The following is a 19,486-nucleotide window of genomic DNA, read 5'->3' on the forward strand; positions in this document are numbered from 1 at the left end:
GGCGCGAACCGGACACCGGGGTCACGGTCCCCGGGTCGGCGGGCCGATGCGCGTACACTTCCGTCCCCGTGAGGATTCTCGTCACCGGCGGAGCCGGATTCATCGGGTCGGAGTACGTACGGATGCTGCTGGGTGTGCCCGGCGGTGACGCGTCCGGCGTGCCCGCGGTCGAACCCGCGACGGTGACCGTGCTGGACAAGCTGACCTACTCCGGCAACCTGGACAACCTCGCCCCGGTGCGCGAGGACCCCCGGCTGCGGTTCGTCCGGGGCGACATCTGCGACCCGGCGACGGTCGACGAGGTCGTCGCCGGCCAGGACGTGATCGTGCACTTCGCCGCCGAGTCGCACGTCGACCGGTCGATCGCCGGGGCCGCCCCGTTCGTCACCACCAACGTGCTGGGCACCCAGACCCTGCTGGACGCCGCGCTGCGGCACGGCACCGGCCGGTTCGTGCACGTCTCCACCGACGAGGTGTACGGCTCGATCGACTCCGGCTCCTGGACGGAGACCTGGCCGCTGGCCCCGAACTCGCCGTACTCGGCCTCGAAGGCCGGGTCCGACCTGCTGGCGCTGGCCTACCACCGGACCCACGGGATGGACGTGGTGGTGACCCGCTGCTCCAACAACTACGGGCCGTACCAGTTCCCGGAGAAGGTCGTCCCGTTGTTCGTGACCAACCTGCTCGACGGCGGCACGGTGCCGCTCTACGGCGACGGCGGCAACGTGCGTGACTGGCTGCACGTGCACGACCACTGCCGGGGCATCGCGATGGTGGCGCACGCCGGCCGCGCCGGTGAGGTCTACCACATCGGCGGCGGCACCGAGCTGAGCAACAAGGAGCTGACCGGGCGGCTGCTGGAGGCGTGCGACGCCGGCTGGGACCGGGTCGTCCCGGTGACCGACCGCAAGGGCCACGACCGCCGCTACTCGCTGGACATCAGCAAGATCAACACCGAGCTGGGGTACGCCCCGAGCATCGGCCTCGACGAGGGCCTGGCCCAGACCGTCGCCTGGTACCGGGACAACCGGGCCTGGTGGGAGCCGCTGAAGACGGCGCCTGCCGCATGACCCGGGTACTCGTCACCGGCGCGGGCGGCATGCTCGGCCGGGACCTGCTCACCGTGCTGGCCACCCGCAGCGACCTCAAGGTGACCGCCGCCACCCGCACCGACCTCGACATCACCGACGCCGAGGCGGTCCGGGCCGCGATCGCCGGGCACGACGTGGTGCTCAACGCCGCCGCGTGGACCGACGTCGACGGCGCCGAGCGGGACGAGGCGGCGGCCACCGCGATCAACGGCGACGGGGTGGCCCACCTGGCCCGCGCCTGCGCCGGGCACGGCGCGCGGCTGCTGCACGTCTCCACCGACTACGTCTTCGCCGGTGACGCCGACACCCCCTACGCCGAGGACGCCCCCACCGACCCGATCAACGCGTACGGCCGCAGCAAGCTCGCCGGGGAGCGGGCCGTGGTCCGATTCCTCCCCGAAACCGGCTACCTGGTGCGGACCGCCTGGCTCTACGGGGCACACGGGCGCAACTTCGTCACCACCATGCTCGGCCTGGCCGCCACCCGGGAACACCTCGACGTGGTCGACGACCAGCACGGCCAACCCACCTGGTCGTACGCGCTGGCCACCCGGCTGGTCGCACTCGCCGACGCGGCCCTGGCCGACCGGGCCCCCGCCGGCACCTACCACGGCACCTGCACCGGCCAGACCACCTGGTACGGGCTGGCCCGCGCCGCCTTCACGCTGGCCGGGCTCGACCCCGACCGGGTCCGACCCACCACCAGCGACCGGTTTCCGCGTCCGGCCGCGCGACCCGCGTACAGTGTGCTAGGGCACGACCGGTGGGCCGAGGCCGGCCTGCCCCCGCTGCCGGACTGGCACGACGCGCTGTCCGACGCCTTCGCCTCCCCGACTGCACCCACCCCGTGGAAGGTCGCATGAAGCTCACCCTCGTCACCGGTCTGACCGGCCTGATCCTGCTCGCCACCATCGTCGAGCTGCTGCGCCGCCGGCAGCTCCGCGAGAAGTACGGCATGCTCTGGCTCGGCGTGCTGGTCATCGTCATCCCGTTGTCGCTGTTCCCCCGGCTGCTCGACAACGTGGCCGGCTTCTTCGGCGTGGTCTCCGGCGTCAGCCTCGTGCTGTTCCTCGGCATCGTCTTCCTGCTGCTGGTCTGCGTGCACCTGAGCTGGGAGGTCAGCGCGCTGGAGGAGGAGACCCGCACCCTGGCCGAGGACTTCGCCCTGCTCCGCGCGCAGATCGACGCGGAACGCGCCGCCCGGCTCGCCCAGGACGCGCAGCTCACCGCAGCCAACCGAGACGAACTGGTGTCCCACGATGGTTAACGGCAAGCGTGTCCTGATCATCATCCCGGCGCTCAACGAGTCCGGGTCGATCGCCGACGTGGTCGGCGAGGTCCGGGGCGAACTGCCCGGCGTCGACGTGTTGGTGGTCGACGACGGCTCCACCGACCGCACCGCCGCCGTGGCCGCCGCCGCCGGGGCCCGAGTCGCGAAGCTGCCGTACAACCTCGGGGTGGGCGGGGCGATGCGGCTCGGCTACCGCTACGCCCGGGACAACGACTACGACGTGGCGATCCAGATCGACGCCGACGGCCAGCACGACCCCCGCTACGTGCCCAAGCTGGTCGACCTGCTCGACGACAACGACCTGGTCATCGGCGCCCGGTTCGCCGGTGAGGGCGACTACTCGGTGCGCGGGCCCCGCCGCTGGGCGATGGTCATGCTGTCCGGGGTGCTCTCCCGGGTGGCCAAGACCCGGCTGACCGACACCACGTCCGGGTTCCGGGCCGCCAACCGGCGGGTCATCGAGATGTTCGCCGGCTGGTACCCGGCGGAGTACCTCGGCGACACGGTGGAGACCCTGGTGCACACCGCCCGGCGCGGCTACCGCATCCGTCAGGTGCCGGTGGCCATGCGCAAACGGATGGCCGGCACCCCCAGCCACTCCCCCGCCAAGGCGATGATCTACCTGGGTCGGGCCTTCGCGGTGCTCACGCTGGCGCTCATCCGCCGGTGATGCGGCGGCTGCTCCATCTCGTCCCGCCCGGCACCGTCGCCGTCGGAGGCGGGCTCGCCCTGCTCGGGCTCGCCTCCTACGTGCACCTCGCGGTCGCCGGGCACGCCCTCGACCGCGCCGACTACTCCTCACTGTCGGTGCTCTGGTCGATCGTGTTCACCCTCGGCATCGGCGTGTTCATCCCCGTCGAGCAGGAGGTGGCCCGGGTCGTCGCCGCCCGCCGCAGCCAGGGGCTGCCCCCCGGCCCGGTGCTGGCCCGGGGAGCCACCGTCGCCGCCGCCGTGCTGGCGGTGCTGGTCGTGGCCACCCTCGTCGGGCGCCAGGCGCTCACCGACCGGCTCTTCGCCGGCGACGACACGATGGTCGCCGTGCTGATCGGCGCGCTGGTCGCGATGGCCGTCGCGTACACCACCCGGGGCGTGCTGTCCGGCCTGCAACTCTTCCCCTGGTACGGCACCCAGCTCGGCGTCGACGGCGGGGTACGCATCGCGCTGGTCGCCGGCCTCGGCGTCAGCGGCGTCACCGACCCGGTCTGGTACGGCGCGGTGCTGGTCGTCGCCCCGCTGCTGTCGGTGCTGGTGACCCTCCCGCCGGTACTGCGGGCCGTCGGCGGCGGCCTCCCGGTGGCCTGGGGCACCCTGCTGCGCGGCCTCGGCCTGCTCACCGTCTCCAGCCTGCTCTCCCAGGTCGTGGTCAACATCGGCGTGATCAACGTCCGGCTGCTCGACCCGGCCGACGTGGCGACCGCCGGTGCGCTGCTCTCCGCCCTGGTGCTGGTCCGGATCCCGCTGTTCGTCTTCGGCTCGATGCAGGCGTCGCTGCTGCCCGGCCTGGCCACCACCGCCACCACCGGCGACGTGGTCGCTTTCCACCGCCTGCTGCGCCGGGCGCTCGGCGTGGTCACCGCCCTCGGTGTCGCCGGGGCGATCGGCGCGGTGGCGCTCGGCCCGTGGCTGGTGCACCGGCTCTTCGACGCCCCCGGCGTGCTCGGCCACGGCGACTTCGCCTGGCTGGCCGTCGGCACCCTCGCCTACCTGTGGGCGATGGTGCTCGGGCAGGCGCTGCTCGCCCTCGACCGGCACCGCGCCCAGGCCGTGTCGTGGACGATCGGGGTGGCCGCCCTGCTCGCCGTCACGGCCGTCCCGGCCCCCGTCGCGCTCCGCGTCGAACTGGCCTACGCCGTCGGCTCCGTCGTGGTGGCCGCCACCATGGCCGTCCTGCTGCTGCGCCGGGGTGCCCGCCCGGCCACCCCCACCCCCGGCCGGCCGCTCGACGACGTGGTGGCCCCCGGCGTCTCCGGAGGTCTGTAGATGTCCCGCCCCCAGGTGTCCGCGGTGATGCTCGCCTACGGTGCCGAGCCCTACCTGGTCGACGCCGCCCGCGCCGTGCTGGCCAGCACCGACGTCGAGATCGAGCTGATCGTGGTCGACAACGGCTGCACCGGTGACGGCATCGACGTGGTCAAGGGCTTCGCCGGGGTACGGGTGGTCCGGCCGGAGCAGAACACCGGCTACTCCGGCGGCTGCCGGGTCGGCGCCGCCGAGGCCACCGGTGAGTGGCTGGCCTTCGTCAACTCCGACGCCGTCGTCGCCCCCGACGCGCTGGCCCGGACGGTGGCGGTGGCCGGTGAGCCGGGCGTGGGCGCGGTGATGGCCTCGATCCGGCTCGCCGAGAACCCCGACCTGATCAACACCTCCGGCAACCCGCTGCACTACATCGGGCTGTCCTGGGCCGGCGGCAACGGCCAGCCCGCCAGCGCGCACGCCCGGCGGACCACGGTGCCGTCGATCAGCGGCTGCTGCTTCGTGATCAACCGGGCGCTCTGGCGGGAGCTGGACGGCTTCGCCGCCGAGTACTTCGCCTACCACGAGGACACCGAGATCAGCCTGCGGTTGTGGCAGCGCGGACTACGCCAGGAGTACGTCCCGGACGCCGTGGTGGTGCACCACTACGAGTTCTCCCGCAACAAGCTCAAGCACTACCTGCTGGAACGCAACCGCCTGATCTCGCTGCTCACCGCGTACGAGACGCGGACGCTGGTGGTGCTCGCCCCGATGCTGCTGCTGACCGAGGCGGCGATGCTGGTGGCCGCGCTGCTCGGCGGCTGGAGCCGGGAGAAGGCGCGCGGCTGGGGTTGGCTGTGGACCAACCGGGCCTGGGTGCGGGCCCGGCGTCGCCAGCTCCAGCAGGAGCGGATGGTCCCCGACGGCGTCATCGCCGAGCTGATGACCGCCAAGGTCGACCCGTCGAACGTCGAGTCGCCGCCCGGGATGAGCATCTTCAACGTCATCGCCGCCGGCTACTGGGCCCTGGCCAGGCCGCTGCTGCGCAGGGCCTGACAGTCACGCCGCCGCCGTGCCGCAGGGCACCGGCGGCGGGTGGGTCGACACGGACTGCGGCGGATGGCACCCACGCGCAGGGGCCGGGGTGTGCACCCCGGCCCCTGCGCGTGTCGCCGTCACGCTTCCGGCTTCTCCTGGGGCTGGCCCTCCAGGTCGGCCGAACCCGCCGACGTGGTGGGCTTGTGCGCCTCCTCGGTCGGCACCGTCGGGGTCTTGGCCTGGCTGTCGGCCGGCGCGGCGTCACCCGCCGCGTCACCCTCCAGCAGCGCGGTCAGCGCCGCGCCGGTGATCCGTCGGAAGGTACGCCCCACCCGGGCACGGTCCAGGACCGCCACCTCGAGCTGGTTGGGGGCGATCGTCCGGGCCGCGCCGCCCTCGCCGCCGACGCTGCTCAGCGCCTTCATCGCCACCCTGACCGCCTCGCTGAGCGACAGGTCGGGGCGGTGCTCGGCCTTGAGCACGCCGGTGATCGCCTCGGCCTGACCGCCCATCGCCATCCGGCCCGGCTCGTCGTTGACCGAACCGTCGTAGGTGAGCCGGTACAGCTCGTCCTCCTCGACCGTGGCACCCACCTGCGCCACGCAGATCTCCACCTCGAACGGCTTGGACTGCTCGGTGAAGATCGCGCCCAGGGTCTGCGCGAACGCGTTGGCCAGGGCCCGGCCGGTCACGTCACGCCGGTCGTAGCTCAGGCCGTTGAGGTCGGCCATCCGCACCCCGGCGCGGCGCAGGTTCTCGAACTCGTTGTACCGGCCGACGGCGGCGAAGCCGATCCGGTCGTAGATCTCACTGACCTTGTGCAGGGCGCTGGAGAGGTTCTCCGCGACGAAGAGCACCCCGCCGGTGTAACTCAGGACCACCGCGCTGCGCCCCCGGGCGATGCCCTTGCGGGCCAGCTCGGAGCGGTCGCGCATGATCTGCTCGGGCGAGGCGTAGAACTGCATGGCCACGGCGGCGGTTCTCCTTCTGGCACTGTGCTGACGACTGGGGCTGGTGGGGGGTGGGACGGCGTCAGCCGCCCGGGTTCTCCATCCGCCCGGCGACGACGGCCTCGGCGATGGTGGCCGTCTCGGCCTCGGTGAGCCGGCGGGTACCCTCGGCGGTCGCCGTCATCACCACCGGGTAGATCCGCCGGGTCAGGTCCGGCCCGCCGGTGGCCGTGTCGTCGTCGGCGGCGTCGTAGAGCGCCTCGACGGCGAGCCGGGTCGCGTCGTCGATCGACACGCCGGTGCGGTACCGCTTCTTGAGCGCGGACTTGGCGAAGAGCGAACCGGAGCCGATCGCGTCGTAGCCGGTCTCCTCGTAGGGGCCGCCGGTGACGTCGAAGCTGAAGATCCGCCCGGCGCGGGCCGGGTCCCGGGCGGCCAGGTCGAAGCCGGCGAAGAGCGGCACGACCGCCAGCCCCTGCATGGCCGCGCCGAGGTTGCCCCGGATCATCGAGGCGAGCCGGTTGGCCTTGCCGTCGAGGGAGAGCATCGCGCCCTCGATCTTCTCGTAGTGCTCCAGCTCCACCTGGAACAGTCGCATCAGCTCGATGCCGATGCCCGCCGTGCCGGCGATGCCGACCAGCGAGTACGCGTCGGCGGGGTGCACCTTCTCGATGTCGCGCTGCGCGATCAGGTTGCCCATGGTGGCCCGTCGGTCGCCGGCCAGCACCACACCACCGACGGCCGAGATGGCCACGATGGTGGTGGCGTGCGGCGCCAGGTCGGCGGCCATGCCCGGCGGTAGCGGCCGTCGGCCGGGCAGCATCTCGGGGGCCACCCGACTCAGGAAGGTCGTGAAGGAGGACGTCCCCGCGTTGGTGAACACATCTGGTAGACGCCCGGATGGATCAAAGCCCGCTGCCACGTGGTTCCTCTCAGGTACGTGATCGCCCTGGCCAGCCTCGTGGGACTGTCACGGAACTGGCCAAGACCACCGTTGCAGTTGAAGCAGAGTATCCCGCGCACCCATCCGGTGCGGTGATCGTGGTCCACATGTTGAGGATCTTCCACCCCGCAGACGGCACAGACGCCGCCCTGCTCGGCGAGCAGCTCCTGGAACTCCTTCTCGCCGATCCCGTAGCGGCGACGTAGGTGGTACTCGCGAGACCCGCCGTGCAACCGGAGCTTGCTCTCTTTACCCTTCTCGTTGTGGCAGGGCTTGCAGTATCGGCCGTAGCCGCCACGCCCCGACCGGTTACGGGGAAAGTCGTCGAGCGCCTTCGTCTCACCACACGTCGGGCAGCGACGGTGGCCATCCGGAACCATAGGTGGTTGGCGAACCTCCCGGCCATGCTTCTCTCTCGTCCGCTTGGCATAGCTCACCTTGGAACGCAGGTTGAAGCAAGGCTTGCAATAGCTACCCCGGCCATCTGGCCGACGGCTGTTCGCGCAGAACTCATCGAGCGGCTTCCACTCATCGCAGTCCCGGCAACGACGGTATCCCTCTCGATCATCGAGCGGATCAGGCATGTCCGATTTAAACGTTTATGCCCTATTCGCCCCCTTTCTGCACATAACCCCTCACAAATTCCTCGGCGTTCTCCTCCAGGACCGAGTCGATCTCGTCGAGCAGGTCGTCGACGTCCTCGGTGATCTCGGCGTGCCGCTCGGCGACCTCGGGATTGACCTCGGTGGTGACGTCGTCGATCTCCTCGGCCTGGTGCGACTTGCCCGACTGGGTCTGACCGCCCTCTTGTGAAGCCATCTCGCTGCCTCCTCCACGATCGTCTGCGATGAACTTACCTCGCGGAGACGACGAAAAGCCCGTCGCGCGCCGGCATCCGACGCACGACGGGCCGCCGTCACCGCGTCGACTCAGCCGCCGGTCAGCGTCTCCAGCAGATCCTTGGCGGTGTCGCACCTGTCGAACAGCGCTCCGACGTGCTGGCGGGTGCCCCGCTCCGGCTCCATCATCGGCACCCGCACCAGCGACTCCCGACCCACGTCGAAGATCACCGAGTCCCAGCTCGCCGCCACCACCTCGGAGGCGTACTGGGCCAGGCAGCGGCCCCGGAAGTAGGCCCGGGTGTCCTCCGGCGGCTCGGTCATCGCCCGGCGGGTCTGCTCGTCGTCCAGCAGGGTCTTCATCGAGCCCCGGGTCACCAGCCGGTGGTAGAGACCCTTCTCCGGCCGGACGTCGGAATACTGCAGGTCGACCAGCTGAAGCTTGTGCGAGCCCCAGCCCAGCTTCTCCCGCTCCCGGTAACCCTCCAGCAGCCGCAGCTTGGCCACCCAGTCCAGCTCGTCGGCGCAGAGGAACACGTCGCGGCCCAGCCGGTCCAGCACCTGCTCCCAGCGCTCCAGCACGTCCAGGGTCTGCGCGTCGGCGTCCGCGCCGTACCGCTCCTCCACGAAGGAACGCACCCGCTCGTAGTAGGCCCACTGCAGGTCCAGGGCGGTCAGCCGACGGCCGTCGCGCAACCGCATCCGGTGGGTCAGCGACGGGTCGTGGCTGACCGCGCGCAGCTCGGCGACCGGGTCGGCGATGCCCAGGTCGGCACCGAGCGCCTTCTCCTCGATCATGGTCAGGATCAGCGCGGTGGTGCCCACCTTGAGGTAGGTGGAGATCTCCGACAGGTTGGCGTCGCCGATGATGACGTGCAATCGGCGGTACTTGTCGGCGTCGGCGTGCGGCTCGTCGCGGGTGTTGATGATCGGCCGCTTGAGGGTGGTCTCCAACCCCACCTCGACCTCGAAGAAGTCCGCCCGCTGGGAGATCTGGAAGCCGCTCTGGCCGCCGTCCTGCCCGATGCCGACCCGGCCCGCGCCGCAGACGATCTGCCGGGTGACGAAGAACGGCGTCAGGTACGCCACGATGTCGGCGAAGGGGGTCTGCCGCCGCATCAGGTAGTTCTCGTGCGCGCCGTAGCTGGCGCCCTTGTTGTCGGTGTTGTTCTTGTAGAGGTGGATCGGCTGGGTGCCGGGGATGGTGGCCGCCCGCCGGGCCGCCTCGGCCATCACCCGCTCCCCCGCCTTGTCCCACCGCACCACGTCGAGGGGGTTGGTCACCTCGGGGGTGGAGTATTCCGGGTGTGCGTGGTCGACGTAGAGCCGGGCGCCGTTGGTGAGTATCACGTTGGCCAGGCCGAGGTCCTCGTCGGCGAGCGCCTCCGCCGGGTCGTAGGCGGCCCCGGAGTAGGTGAACCCCCGGGCGTCGCGCAGCGGCGACTCCTCCTCGTAGTCCCAGCGGGCCCGGCCGCCACGGTTGAGTTCCGGGCGCGCGCCGTACGCGTTGACCACCTGGGACGAGGTGACCATCGGGTTGGCTCCGGCCTGGCCGGGCACGGAGATCCCGTACTCGACCTCGGTGCCCATGATCCTTCTGACGCTCATCGACCTACCCGCTTCGCTCGCCTCACCCGGTCCGCCGTCATGTCGAGCGTAGTCCGCCTCACCGGGGAAGGGGGCACGCCGCTTCGGCCGGGTCGGGAGTGGCGGTCTCCAGGGTGGGCGGGGGCGGCTCGTCGGAGGGGGCCACGTCGCACTCGGGGACCGTCAACGGCACCCAGCTGAGCCGGTGCCGCAAGGCGGGCTCGTCGCGCAGCATCCGGTGTACCCGACGTTCGCCCTTGGGGTCGGAGGTGATGAACCGGACGGGGCCGGCCACCCGGCGGACGATGATGTCGGTGCGGTCCGGTTCGAGGAACGGCAGGCTGTAGATGCCCGGATCGGTGGCCGCCGTGGTGCCGTGCAGGGCCGACAGGCACAGCGAGATCAGGTAGGACCGCATCGGCCCCCGGTCGATGACCAGGGTGGTGGTGCCCGGCACCTCGGGATAGCGCTGTTGGGCGTCGGCGCACACCCAGGCCACTCTGGACGGCAGGGTGAGGTCCTGGTGGACCCACCGCTGCGCCCAGGTCTGCTCGTCGACCACGAGCAGGCTGCGGTGCCAGCCGGTGACCCCGCAGAGCGCCACCGCGACCGTCATGGTGAGTGCGGCGGCCAGCACCCCCGCCGTGGTGCTGCCGGCCCCCCGCCAACTCAGGGCGGGCCGGGGCACCGGCAGTAACCGGACCACCCCGGCGGTGCCGACGATGAGCAACGCGGTGGCCAGGTGGGTGCCCTTGACGAAGTAGTAGCCCGGGGTCACCCCGGCGTCGGTGTTGATCTGCGCGATGGTCAGCGGCAGGGCCGCGCCGACGACGCAGACCAGCAGCCAGCGCCGCCAGGCCGGATCGGCGCGGGCGACCTGGACGAGCAGGGCCACCCCGACGATGCCGCCGAGCCAGATCAGCGCCCGCCAGCCCTCGACGGCCTGGGACGAGCCGATGACCAGCGCCTCGGTCTGCCCGGCCCGCAGCACGCCGAGCAGCGGGGCGATCAGGGCGAGAGTGGCGCCGGCCAGGCCGACGGTCAGCACGGTGAACCACCGGCGCAGTGCCTCCCGCCAGTGGGTGAGCACCCAGCACAGGACCAGCACGGCGGCGGCGGGCAGGAAGAGGTAGTAGGTGAACCCGACGGCGGCGAGCAGGGCGCACAGCAGCACGACCTGCTCCCGGGTGCCGGGGACGGGCCGGGCGACCAGGGTGGCGATCAGGACGGTCAGGGTCAGCCCGAGCACCTCGGTGGGGTAGCCGGCGTTGAGCAGGCGGGGCAGCTGGGTGCCGAGCACCAGCGCGCCGACGACCACGGTCAGCACCGTGCGGTGCAGCAGGTGGATCGGGCCGGCCAGCCGTTGGGCTGCCCAGATCAGCACGAGGGTGAACAGTCCGAAGCCGGCGATGGTCCAGCCGAAGTAGTGGGCGACGAGGGCGTCGACGCGCGGCCCGGTGGGGGTCAGGAAGCCGTCGAGCAGGGCGGTGACCAGGTGCCAGCCCTGCGGATAGTAGATGAGCTGGGCGGTGATCTGCTCCCGGGCGGCGGCCGGGTCGACGAAGGTGTAGCCGTCGAGGCGGCCCATGGCGTCGAACAGCGCCAGGTGCCGCCAGTTGTCCTCGCCCGCGCCGAGGACGGTGAGCCGGTCGGCGAGGTCGGTGGCTCGCTGCCAGGGTTGCCGCAGGTAGACCACCATGGCGGCGGCGCCGGCCAACGGGAACAGGTCGGCCCAGCCGGGCCGGGGCAACCGGGGGCGGCGGCGTAGCACGGCGGCGGCGAGGACGAGCCCGGTGAGGGCGGTCCCGGTGAGCGGCACCGGCCGCATCCCCCAGGGCCAGACCGGGAAGACCAGGCCACCGATCGCGGTCAGGCCGAGCAGCAGGCCCAGGGCGAGCATCAGCCGGTCGAGCAGGGTACGGCCGCCGCGCAGCAGGCTGGCCGTGGCGATCAGCACGACCGGGGGCAGGAGCCAGTCCCGGTGCAGGGCGTGTCCGGCGAGGGGTACGGCCCATGCGGCGACCAGCGCGGCGAGCAGGAGCGGGATCCACCGCCAGCGGCGGGCCGGCCGGCGCGGCGCGACGGTGGGGGGTGTCTGATCCACCGCCGGGGACAGCGGCGGATCGGCGACGGTGAGCTCGGGCGGCACGCGGTTCCTCGGAGTCGACTACGCGGTCGGGGAAGTCTAGCGACGCGGCCGGCATTCCACCCACCCGACGCGGGGTGGTGCGGTTAACAGTGGGTGACGTACACGAGCGGGCCCGCGACGCGTCGCGTCGCGGGCCCGTCCGGTCGGCCGGTCAGAGGTACTGGCCGGTGTTGCTGGCGGTTTCGATGGAGCGGCCGGCCTCGGTGCCCTTGCCGCCGGAGACGAGCGTGCGGATGTAGACGATCCGCTCGCCCTTCTTGCCGGAGATGCGGGCCCAGTCGTCCGGGTTCGTGGTGTTGGGCAGGTCCTCGTTCTCCCGGAACTCGTCGACGCAGGCGTCGAGCAGGTGCTGCAACCGCAGCCCCTTGCGCCCCGAGGTGAGGAACTCCTTGATCGCCATCTTCTTTCCCCGGTCGACGATGTTCTGGATCATCGCGCCGGAGTTGAAGTCCTTGAAGTAGAGGACTTCCTTGTCACCGTTGGCGTAGGTCACCTCGAGGAAGCGGTTCTCCTCGGTTTCCGAGTACATCCGCAGCACGACCGCGTCGATCATGGCGGCCACGGTGGCCTGGGGCTCGCCGCCGTGCTCGGCCAGGTCGTCGGCGTGCAGGGGCAGGCCGACGAGGATGTACTTGGAGAAGATGTCCTTGGCCGCCTCGGCGTCCGGACGCTCGATCTTGATCTTCACGTCGAGCCGGCCGGGGCGCAGGATGGCCGGATCGATCATGTCCTCCCGGTTGGAGGCGCCGATCACGATGACGTTCTCCAGGCCCTCGACACCGTCGATCTCGCTGAGCAGCTGCGGGACGATGGTGTTCTCCACGTCGGAGGAGACACCGGAGCCACGGGTCCGGAAGATCGAGTCCATCTCGTCGAAGAACACGATGACCGGGGTGCCCTCCCCGGCCTTCTCCCGGGCCCGCTGGAAGATCAGCCGGATGTGCCGCTCGGTCTCACCGACGTACTTGTTGAGCAGCTCCGGACCCTTGATGTTGAGGAAGAAGCTGGTGTGCCGGTCCTTGCCCAGCCGCTCGGCGATCTTTTTGGCCAACGAGTTGGCCACCGCCTTGGCGATGAGCGTCTTGCCACAGCCCGGCGGACCGTAGAGCAGGATGCCCTTCGGCGGCCGGAGCTGGTGCTCGCGGAACAGGTCGGCGTGCAGGAAGGGCAGCTCCACCGCGTCGCGGATCTGCTCGATCTGCGACTGGAGGCCGCCGATGTCGGTGTAGTCGACGTCGGGCACCTCCTCCAGCACCAACTCCTCGACCTCGCTCTTCGGGATCCGCTCGTAGGCGTACGCCGAGCGGGGCTCGATCATGAGCGAGTCGCCGGCCCTGATCGCGGTGCCGATCAGGGTGTCGGCCAGGTGGACGATGCGCTCCTCGTCGGAGTGCGAGACCACCAGCGCCCGGTCGCCCGGGCTGCCCTCGGGACCCGCGAGGATCTCCTTGAGCATCACCACCTCGCCGACCCGCTCGTAGCCGAACGCGTCGACGATGTTGAGCGCGTCGTTGAGCAGGACCTCCTGGCCACGCCGCAATTCCTCGGCGTCCAGTGAGGGTGAGACGGCTACTCGGAGCTTGCGTCCGCCGGTGAAGATGTCCACCGTGCCGTCGTCGTGTCGCGCGAGGAAGACACCGTAGCCGGACGGCGGCTGCGCCAGCCGGTCGATCTCCTCCTTGAGCGTCACGATCTGCGCGCGAGCCTCTTTGAGGGTGCTCACGAGCCGGTCGTTGTTCTCGGTGAGCCGCGCCAACTGTGCCTGGGTGGCCGCCAGCCGCTCTTCGAGCTGCCGGACGTGTCGGGGGCTTTCGGTCAACTTGCGCCGCACCAGAGCGAGTTCCTCTTGAAGGAACGCGACCTGCGTGGAGAGATCGTGGGCCTCCTTCTCCCACCGTGCGGCGCGCGAGTCCGCGTCGTCGCTGCGTGCCACGTCCCACCTCCCCGGGGGGCTTGAACGTTCTGCCCTAACACTAGCCGCTATGAGGCCGATTCGGTCCCACGCAACGCCCTCGTCACTGAACCTTGATCGCCAAGGTACGCCTGAGGGGCAGGTCCGGCCGTTCGGGTACCTTCGTGGGGTGGGACGGGAGAACATGGGGGGTGCCGGGTGAGTGACGTCGCGACCGACCAGTTGCAGGTCTGGGTGGACCAGGATCTCTGCACGGGTGACGGGCTCTGCGTGCAGTACGCGCCGGAGGTCTTCGAGTTCGACGTCGACGGCCTGGCGTACGTCAAGGGCACCGACGGTGAGCTGCGGCTGGCCCCCGGCAGCCGGGTCGACGTGCCGGAACACCTGCGGCTGGAAGTGATCGACTCCGCGAAGGAGTGCCCGGGTGACTGCATCCACGTGGTACGCGGCAGCGACGGCGTCGAGGTGGCCGGCCCCGAGGCCGCGGACGACTGACCACTTCCCGACAGAACGCACCGCCACCCGGCCAGCCGACACCCGGCGGGGCGGGCCGGTCGGCGGAGCGGCCGGGGCGGGCGACCGTCGCCCCGGCCCGGCGGTGGTGTCACAGCAGCGGACGGCCGACCACCGAGGCGACCAGGCGGGCGAACTCCTCCAACCGGGCGATCTGACCGGCACCGCCGTCGTCGAGGGTCTTGCCGAAACGCAGCGCGTCGTGCCGGGGCGCACCGACCATCTCGTCGCCGGGTGGGGCCTCGTCCAGTGAGGTGAGCAGCAGGTAGACGTCGATGCTGTCGACCCGTACCTCACCGTTGTCGGCCCGGGTCAAGCGGCGTCGGCAGCCGACCTCCGTGACGGTGGAGACCGGCACCACCCGCAGCGACGAGGTCATCGACCCGGGGGGACCCTCCCCCGGCGGCACGTCCTCGCCGTGCCAGAGCACCAGCCGGCTGCCGTCGCAGACGACGACCTCCTGCCATACCCCGTTGACCTCGTTGACGAAGCGTTCCAGGGTGAAGCCGAGCACCGAGGCGCCGCGCAGCACCCCGCCGAGCGCCTCCAGGGCGATGTCCGGGTCACGCAGGTAGGCCCGCGCCGCCGACTCCAGGTCCTGGTACGGCGACCAGTCCGGGAACACGGCCGGCAGTTCACCGCCGCCGAACCCCGGCCGACTCATGCCCACTCCCTGCGGTCGCACCGTCGGCCCGCACCGGCCGTCGGGTTCTGCCCGTTCACGCCCAGCTGCTCCGCTCCGCCGTCACGGCCGGTCCACCTCGTCGGCTCCGGCGGCCGACGCGGCTGCGGTGGCCTGCGCCGCCGCCTCCCGGGCCGCCGCTGCCTCGCGCAGCGCCTGCTTGCGCTCGGCGTACGCCTCCGCGCCCTTGCTGGGCTTGCGGCGACGCGGCGGGGCGGTGACACCCGGAGCGAGTTTACGCGCGGAGACCAGGAACGCGGTGTGCGCGATCATCCGGTGGTCGGGGCGGACGGCGAGCCCTTCGGCGTGCCAGTCGCGCACCAGCGACTCCCAGGCCCGCGGCTCGGTCCAGCCGCCCCGCTCGCGCAGCGCCTCGACCAGCTCGGACAGCTGCGGGGTGGTCGCCACGTAGCCGATGAACACGCCGCCGGGCAGCAGCGCCCGCTCGACCATGTCCAGGGTCTCCCACGGGGTGAGCATGTCCAGGATGATCCGGTCGAACCCGGTCTCCGGGCAGTCGGCGACGTCGCCGACGTGCAACCGCCAGGCCGGGTGCGGCGCACCGAAGAACGCCTCCACGTTGCGCCGGGCGATCTGGGCGAAGTCGTCGCGCACCTCGTAGGAGTGCAGCTCGCCGCCGGTGCCGACGGCGCGCAGCAGCGAGCAGCTCAGCGCCCCGGAGCCGGCACCGGCCTCCAGCACCTTGGCACCGGGGAAGACGTCGCCCATGGCGACGATCTGCGCCGAGTCCTTCGGGTAGATCACCTGGGCGCCGCGCGGCATGGACAGCACGTAGTCCGAGAGCAGGGGACGCAGCGCCAGGAACGCCGTCCCGCCGCCGGCGGTGCTGACCACGCTGCCGTCGGGCTGCCCGATCAACGCGTCGTGCGCCAGGATGCCCCGGTGGGTGTGGAACTCCTTGCCGGGCTCCAGGGTGACGGTGTGCATCCTCCCCTTCGGGTCGGTCAGCTGCACCCGGTCACCGGGGCGGAACGGTCCCCGGTGCACCGGGGGCAGCTCCGCTGGGGCGGTGGGCGTCGGTGTGCCGTTGCGGGCCGGGAGGGTGGGGGGATGTGCTGCGGTCACCTGTTCATCTTCCGTGTGGGTTCGAGGACCTGGGCGAGATCCGCGGTGTGCAGAACGCCGACCACATCTTCGCCTGCCGTCACCACGTACCGTGCGCCCGGGTGGGCCTGGACGGCCGCCATCAGCCGCTCGCCGTCGAGACCGAGCGGCAGGGTCGGCAGCGCGGTCAGCGGCCGGGCCACCGCGTCCACCCCCAACCAGGGCCGACGGTCCACCGGTACGGCGTCCGCCGCCGCCGGGTCGACCAGGGCGACGGGCCGGCCCGCGCCGTCGACGACCAGGAGGGCGGACCGGGGCGGGCCCTGCTCGGCGTGCCGACGCTGCGCCTCGGCCAGTGGCGTGCCGGTGGGTACGGCGTGGACCGGGCGGGCCAGCCGGCCCAGGTCGAGCAGCGGCACCCGGCGGCTGATCCGGGCGTACCGGATCGACTGGCCGGCGCCCCGCCAGAGGGTGATCGCGACCAGCAGCATCAGCGGCAACGCCAGCGGCACCAGGATCCGCTGGATGGTGAGCAGCACGACCAGCCCGGCGGTGGCCACCGCGACGGCCCGCCCGACCCAGCCGGCGATCTCGGTGGCCCGGTGCCGGTCCCGGGTGAGCCGCCACAGCACGGCGCGCAGCGCCCGGCCGCCGTCCAGGGGCAGGCCGGGCAGCACGTTGAACACGGCCACGATGACGTTGCTCAGTGCCAGTTGCAGCGCGAGCTGGTGGGCCAGGGTGTGGTCGGGGGCGGCCAGCGTGGCGGCCACGGCGATCCCGCCGAGCAGCGCCGAGACGGCCGGGCCGGCCAGGGCGACCAGCAGCTCCACCCGGGGGTTGGGGGCGTCCCGGTCCATCTCGGTGTAGCCGCCGAGCAGTTCCAGGGTGATCCCGCGCACACCGATGCCGTAGCGGCGGGCGGTCAGCGCGTGCCCCAGTTCGTGCAGCAGGACGGAACCGAGCAGCGACACCACGAAGCCGAGACCGATCAGGTAGCCGCCGAGCGGGGACAGCCCGAGGCGGTCCCGGGCGAACTCGGCATAGGTGACGGTCACCAGCAGGGTGAGCAGCAGCATCGACAGGTTGAGGTGCAGCGGCACCCCGAACACCCGGCCGACGGTCAGGCCGGCACCCCGGCGGGGCCGGCGCGGTGCGCGGGGACGGGACTCCACCGCCCCGATGCTACGCGCCGACTCGATCATGCCCGGTGCGGCGAGCGCGGTGGTGTCACACCGGTGCCCTAACCTTCGGGGCATGACGGCGGAACCGGTGACCGACCAGCAGCATCCTCCGGCGGCGTTGCCCGCCACGGTCCGGGCTTCACTGTCGCCGTCACGGGCCGCCGACTTCAAGACCTGCCCGCTGCTCTACCGGTTCCGCAGCATCGACCGGTTGCCCGAGCGACCCAGCGTCGAGCAGGCCCGGGGCACCCTGGTGCACGCGGTGCTGGAGCGGTTGTTCGACCTGCCGGCGGGCGGGCGCACCCCCGACGCCGCCGGTGACCTGGTCGTCCCGCAGTGGGACCGGCTGGTCACCGAGCAGCCCGAGCTGGCCGGCCTGTTCGACCCGGGCGACGAGGCGGGCACGGCCGAGTTCCTCCGCTCGGCGACGGCGCTGTTGGCGGGTTACTTCGCGGTGGAGGATCCGCGCCGGCTGGAGCCCGCCGAGCGGGAGAGCCTGATCTCCGCGGTGGTCGACGACGAGCTGCTCATCCGTGGTTACGTCGACCGGCTCGACGTGGCCCCCGACGGGGCGCTGCGGGTCGTCGACTACAAGACCGGCGGTGCGCCGAGGGAGGCGTTCGAGGCCCGGGCGCTGTTCCAGCTGAAGTTCTACGCGTTGGTGCTGTGGCGCACCCGGGGCGTGGTGCCCCGCGTGCTGCGCCTGCTCTACCTCAAGGACGCCGAGGTCTGCGACTACTCCCCCGACGCCGAGGAGCTGCTGCGGTTCGAGCGCACCGTGGTGGCGCTCTGGCAGGCCATCGAGCAGGCCACCGTGCGGCAGGATTTCCGGCCCCGACCGAGTCGGCTCTGCGACTGGTGCAACCACCAGGCGCACTGCCCGACCTTCGGCGGCACCCCGCCGCCGTTCCCGCAGCGGGCCGGGGCGGCCGACCCGTTGCGCGACGCCCGGTCCCGACCGGCCACCCCGGGTGCCGACGAGTAACGGGTCGGCGGGTCGGAGACCGGCTCATCCGCGAGGAGGAGACGAGGTTCACCGTCGGCGACGACCGGACGGCCCGCCGGGCGGCTAGCGTCACGGTATGACCGAGGGGGGCGAGCGCTGGTGGGTGCGCCGGCCGTTGGCCGGTGACGCTCTCTTCGCCGTCGCGCTGGTGGTGCTGGAGGTCGCCTTCATCCTGATCACCCCCCGCGAGTTCTGGCCTCGGCAACTGCCGTCCGCGCTGGCCTGGAGCCTGCTGTGCGCCGCGCCGGTGGCGCTGCGGCGGGTCGCCCCGTGGCCTGCGGTGGGGGCCGCGTTGGCCACCCTGGCCGTGCCGGCGGTGCTCGGGCACGCCCCGACCACGCAGAGCCTGACGTTCCTGGTGCTGACCTACACGATGACGGTCAACCGGCCGGCGCTCCCGGCGGTCGCCGCCACGGTGCTGCTGTGGGTGCCGGTGGCGGCGCTCAACGTGCTCACCCCACTGGACACCGGGCTCGACGTCGGCCCGGCGTACCTGGTGCTCAACAACCTGCTGACCGCGCTGCTCGCCTACGCGGTGGGGCGGGCGGTGCGGGCCCGGCGCACCTCGCTGCGGGCGCTGCGGGAACGGGCCCGGGTGGCCGAGGAGAACCAACGGTCGCTGGCCGAGCAGGCGGTGGCCGACGAGCGGCGACGGATCGCCCGGGAGCTGCACGACGTGGTCGCCCACCACGTCAGTGTGATGGGGGTGCTGGCCACCGGGGCCCGGCGGGTGCTGCGGCGGGACCTGGCCGCCGCCGACGAGGCGATCGCCACGATCGAGGACACCAGTCGGGTCACGCTGCGGGAGATGCGGCGACTGCTGGACGTGCTGCGTACCGACGCCGAGCCGGCCGCCGACCTCACCCCGCAGCCCGGCCTGGCCGGCATCGCCGCGCTGGCCGAGCAGGTACGCGAGGCGGGGCTCCCGGTCACCCTGGAGGTCGCGGACCCGGTGCCGACGGTCGAGGAGGGCATCTCGCTGACCGTCTACCGGATCGTGCAGGAGGCGTTGACCAATGCGCTCAAGCACGCCGGACGGGCCACCGCGACGGTCCGGCTGGGGGTGACGGACGGCTGCCTGACGGTGGTGGTCACCGACACCGGGCGGGGTCCCGGGCCGGAACCCGACCGGATCGGGCACGGGTTGGTCGGTATGCGGGAACGGGTCGGCCTCTACGGTGGGATCCTGCACACCGGGCCACGTCCCGGTGGCGGCTTCCGGGTGTACGCCCGGATCCCGGTGGAACCGGTCGGGGCGGTCCCGACGTGACGGCGGCAGAACGGGG

Annotated in this window: 19 protein-coding genes; 9 read left to right on the forward strand and 10 right to left on the reverse strand. The window is 72.1% G+C overall.

Going from position 1 to position 19,486, the window contains the following annotated elements:
* Positions 1–68 precede the first annotated feature (68 nt).
* Genes rfbB through AB0K25_RS08580 form a run of 6 tightly spaced genes read left to right on the forward strand, consistent with a single transcriptional unit; the run spans position 69 to position 5,391 of the window.
* Positions 69–1,070 carry a dTDP-glucose 4,6-dehydratase gene (gene rfbB / locus AB0K25_RS08555; RefSeq protein ID WP_208566151.1) on the forward strand — a complete coding sequence of 334 codons (1,002 nt, stop codon included), beginning with the start codon at positions 69–71 and terminating at the stop codon, positions 1,068–1,070.
* Entirely contained in the window at positions 1,067–1,954 is an 888-nt protein-coding gene (rfbD, locus tag AB0K25_RS08560; RefSeq protein ID WP_363819283.1) for a dTDP-4-dehydrorhamnose reductase, read from the forward strand. The genes rfbB and rfbD overlap by 4 nt, the downstream gene beginning before the upstream one ends.
* Positions 1,951–2,358, forward strand: coding sequence for a DUF2304 family protein (locus tag AB0K25_RS08565; protein ID WP_244251851.1), 408 nt, complete (start codon positions 1,951–1,953; stop codon positions 2,356–2,358). Before rfbD ends, AB0K25_RS08565 begins: the two co-directional genes overlap by 4 nt.
* Positions 2,351–3,052: a glycosyltransferase family 2 protein gene (locus AB0K25_RS08570; RefSeq protein ID WP_145920205.1), complete on the forward strand. Its 702-nt coding sequence runs from the start codon at positions 2,351–2,353 to the stop codon at positions 3,050–3,052. Before AB0K25_RS08565 ends, AB0K25_RS08570 begins: the two co-directional genes overlap by 8 nt.
* On the forward strand, positions 3,052–4,362 hold the full coding sequence (locus tag AB0K25_RS08575; protein WP_363819286.1) for a polysaccharide biosynthesis protein: 1,311 nt from the start codon (positions 3,052–3,054) through the stop codon (positions 4,360–4,362). The genes AB0K25_RS08570 and AB0K25_RS08575 overlap by 1 nt, the downstream gene beginning before the upstream one ends.
* Positions 4,363–5,391: a glycosyltransferase family 2 protein gene (locus AB0K25_RS08580; RefSeq protein WP_363819289.1), complete on the forward strand. Its 1,029-nt coding sequence runs from the start codon at positions 4,363–4,365 to the stop codon at positions 5,389–5,391.
* A 119-nt stretch (positions 5,392–5,510) separates the two neighbouring features.
* Here the strand turns inward: AB0K25_RS08580 and prcA are convergent, their stop codons facing one another.
* The 7 genes from prcA to arc form a co-directional block, all read right to left on the reverse strand.
* Positions 5,511–6,344: a proteasome subunit alpha gene (prcA, locus tag AB0K25_RS08585; protein WP_363819292.1), complete on the reverse strand. Its 834-nt coding sequence runs from the start codon at positions 6,342–6,344 to the stop codon at positions 5,511–5,513.
* A 61-nt stretch (positions 6,345–6,405) separates the two neighbouring features.
* Positions 6,406–7,245, reverse strand: a complete 840-nt coding sequence (gene prcB / locus AB0K25_RS08590; RefSeq protein WP_219461492.1) for a proteasome subunit beta — start codon at positions 7,243–7,245, stop codon at positions 6,406–6,408.
* Complete coding sequence (locus AB0K25_RS08595) at positions 7,164–7,850, reverse strand: endonuclease VII domain-containing protein (RefSeq protein WP_357533675.1); 687 nt, start codon at positions 7,848–7,850, stop codon at positions 7,164–7,166. Before AB0K25_RS08595 ends, prcB begins: the two co-directional genes overlap by 82 nt.
* Before the next feature lie 22 nt (positions 7,851–7,872).
* The gene (locus tag AB0K25_RS08600; protein WP_204924405.1) at positions 7,873–8,085 is read right to left on the reverse strand and encodes a ubiquitin-like protein Pup; all 213 of its coding nucleotides are present in this window, start codon (positions 8,083–8,085) and stop codon (positions 7,873–7,875) included.
* A gap of 110 nt (positions 8,086–8,195) precedes the next feature.
* Positions 8,196–9,713, reverse strand: coding sequence for a depupylase/deamidase Dop (gene dop / locus AB0K25_RS08605; protein WP_357017429.1), 1,518 nt, complete (start codon positions 9,711–9,713; stop codon positions 8,196–8,198).
* Positions 9,714–9,771: 58 nt separating this feature from the next.
* Positions 9,772–11,841: a hypothetical protein gene (locus AB0K25_RS08610; protein ID WP_363819296.1), complete on the reverse strand. Its 2,070-nt coding sequence runs from the start codon at positions 11,839–11,841 to the stop codon at positions 9,772–9,774.
* Positions 11,842–11,992: 151 nt separating this feature from the next.
* The gene (gene arc / locus AB0K25_RS08615) at positions 11,993–13,774 is read right to left on the reverse strand and encodes a proteasome ATPase (RefSeq protein WP_208566159.1); all 1,782 of its coding nucleotides are present in this window, start codon (positions 13,772–13,774) and stop codon (positions 11,993–11,995) included.
* Positions 13,775–13,951: 177 nt separating this feature from the next.
* Between arc and AB0K25_RS08620 the strand changes: the two genes are divergently transcribed.
* Positions 13,952–14,248, forward strand: coding sequence for a ferredoxin (locus AB0K25_RS08620; protein WP_208566160.1), 297 nt, complete (start codon positions 13,952–13,954; stop codon positions 14,246–14,248).
* A 109-nt stretch (positions 14,249–14,357) separates the two neighbouring features.
* On the opposite strand, the gene AB0K25_RS08625 is transcribed toward AB0K25_RS08620, so the two are convergent.
* From AB0K25_RS08625 to AB0K25_RS08635, 3 genes are all read right to left on the reverse strand, one after another.
* Positions 14,358–14,930: a hypothetical protein gene (locus AB0K25_RS08625; RefSeq protein ID WP_091239677.1), complete on the reverse strand. Its 573-nt coding sequence runs from the start codon at positions 14,928–14,930 to the stop codon at positions 14,358–14,360.
* An 81-nt stretch (positions 14,931–15,011) separates the two neighbouring features.
* Positions 15,012–15,965 carry a tRNA (adenine-N1)-methyltransferase gene (locus AB0K25_RS08630; RefSeq protein WP_219469942.1) on the reverse strand — a complete coding sequence of 318 codons (954 nt, stop codon included), beginning with the start codon at positions 15,963–15,965 and terminating at the stop codon, positions 15,012–15,014.
* A 65-nt stretch (positions 15,966–16,030) separates the two neighbouring features.
* Positions 16,031–17,185 carry a site-2 protease family protein gene (locus tag AB0K25_RS08635; RefSeq protein WP_308290713.1) on the reverse strand — a complete coding sequence of 385 codons (1,155 nt, stop codon included), beginning with the start codon at positions 17,183–17,185 and terminating at the stop codon, positions 16,031–16,033.
* Between the two features lie 82 nt (positions 17,186–17,267).
* Between AB0K25_RS08635 and AB0K25_RS08640 the strand changes: the two genes are divergently transcribed.
* Both AB0K25_RS08640 and AB0K25_RS08645 read left to right on the forward strand, forming a co-directional pair.
* The gene (locus AB0K25_RS08640; RefSeq protein WP_219461474.1) at positions 17,268–18,179 is read left to right on the forward strand and encodes a PD-(D/E)XK nuclease family protein; all 912 of its coding nucleotides are present in this window, start codon (positions 17,268–17,270) and stop codon (positions 18,177–18,179) included.
* 97 nt (positions 18,180–18,276) lie between these two features.
* Positions 18,277–19,470, forward strand: a complete 1,194-nt coding sequence (locus AB0K25_RS08645; protein WP_357017437.1) for a sensor histidine kinase — start codon at positions 18,277–18,279, stop codon at positions 19,468–19,470.
* The last annotated feature ends 16 nt before the right edge of the window (positions 19,471–19,486 follow it).

Source organism: Micromonospora sp. NPDC049257, assembly GCF_040678915.1.
In the GTDB taxonomy this organism is placed as follows: Bacteria; Actinomycetota; Actinomycetes; order Mycobacteriales; family Micromonosporaceae; genus Micromonospora; species Micromonospora antibiotica.

Excerpts from the sequence above, each read along its gene's own strand:
- rfbD (WP_363819283.1), top strand. The coding sequence starts at position 1,067 with ATGACCCGGGTACTCGTCACCGGCGCGGGCGGCATGCTCGGCCGGGAC.
- AB0K25_RS08565 (WP_244251851.1), top strand. The coding sequence starts at position 1,951 with ATGAAGCTCACCCTCGTCACCGGTCTGACCGGCCTGATCCTGCTCGCC.
- AB0K25_RS08570 (WP_145920205.1), top strand. The coding sequence starts at position 2,351 with ATGGTTAACGGCAAGCGTGTCCTGATCATCATCCCGGCGCTCAACGAG.
- AB0K25_RS08575 (WP_363819286.1), top strand. The coding sequence starts at position 3,052 with ATGCGGCGGCTGCTCCATCTCGTCCCGCCCGGCACCGTCGCCGTCGGA.
- AB0K25_RS08580 (WP_363819289.1), top strand. The coding sequence starts at position 4,363 with ATGTCCCGCCCCCAGGTGTCCGCGGTGATGCTCGCCTACGGTGCCGAG.
- AB0K25_RS08595 (WP_357533675.1), bottom strand. The coding sequence starts at position 7,850 with ATGCCTGATCCGCTCGATGATCGAGAGGGATACCGTCGTTGCCGGGAC.
- AB0K25_RS08600 (WP_204924405.1), bottom strand. The coding sequence starts at position 8,085 with ATGGCTTCACAAGAGGGCGGTCAGACCCAGTCGGGCAAGTCGCACCAG.
- dop (WP_357017429.1), bottom strand. The coding sequence starts at position 9,713 with ATGAGCGTCAGAAGGATCATGGGCACCGAGGTCGAGTACGGGATCTCC.
- AB0K25_RS08625 (WP_091239677.1), bottom strand. The coding sequence starts at position 14,930 with ATGAGTCGGCCGGGGTTCGGCGGCGGTGAACTGCCGGCCGTGTTCCCG.
- AB0K25_RS08640 (WP_219461474.1), top strand. The coding sequence starts at position 17,268 with ATGACGGCGGAACCGGTGACCGACCAGCAGCATCCTCCGGCGGCGTTG.
- AB0K25_RS08645 (WP_357017437.1), top strand. The coding sequence starts at position 18,277 with ATGACCGAGGGGGGCGAGCGCTGGTGGGTGCGCCGGCCGTTGGCCGGT.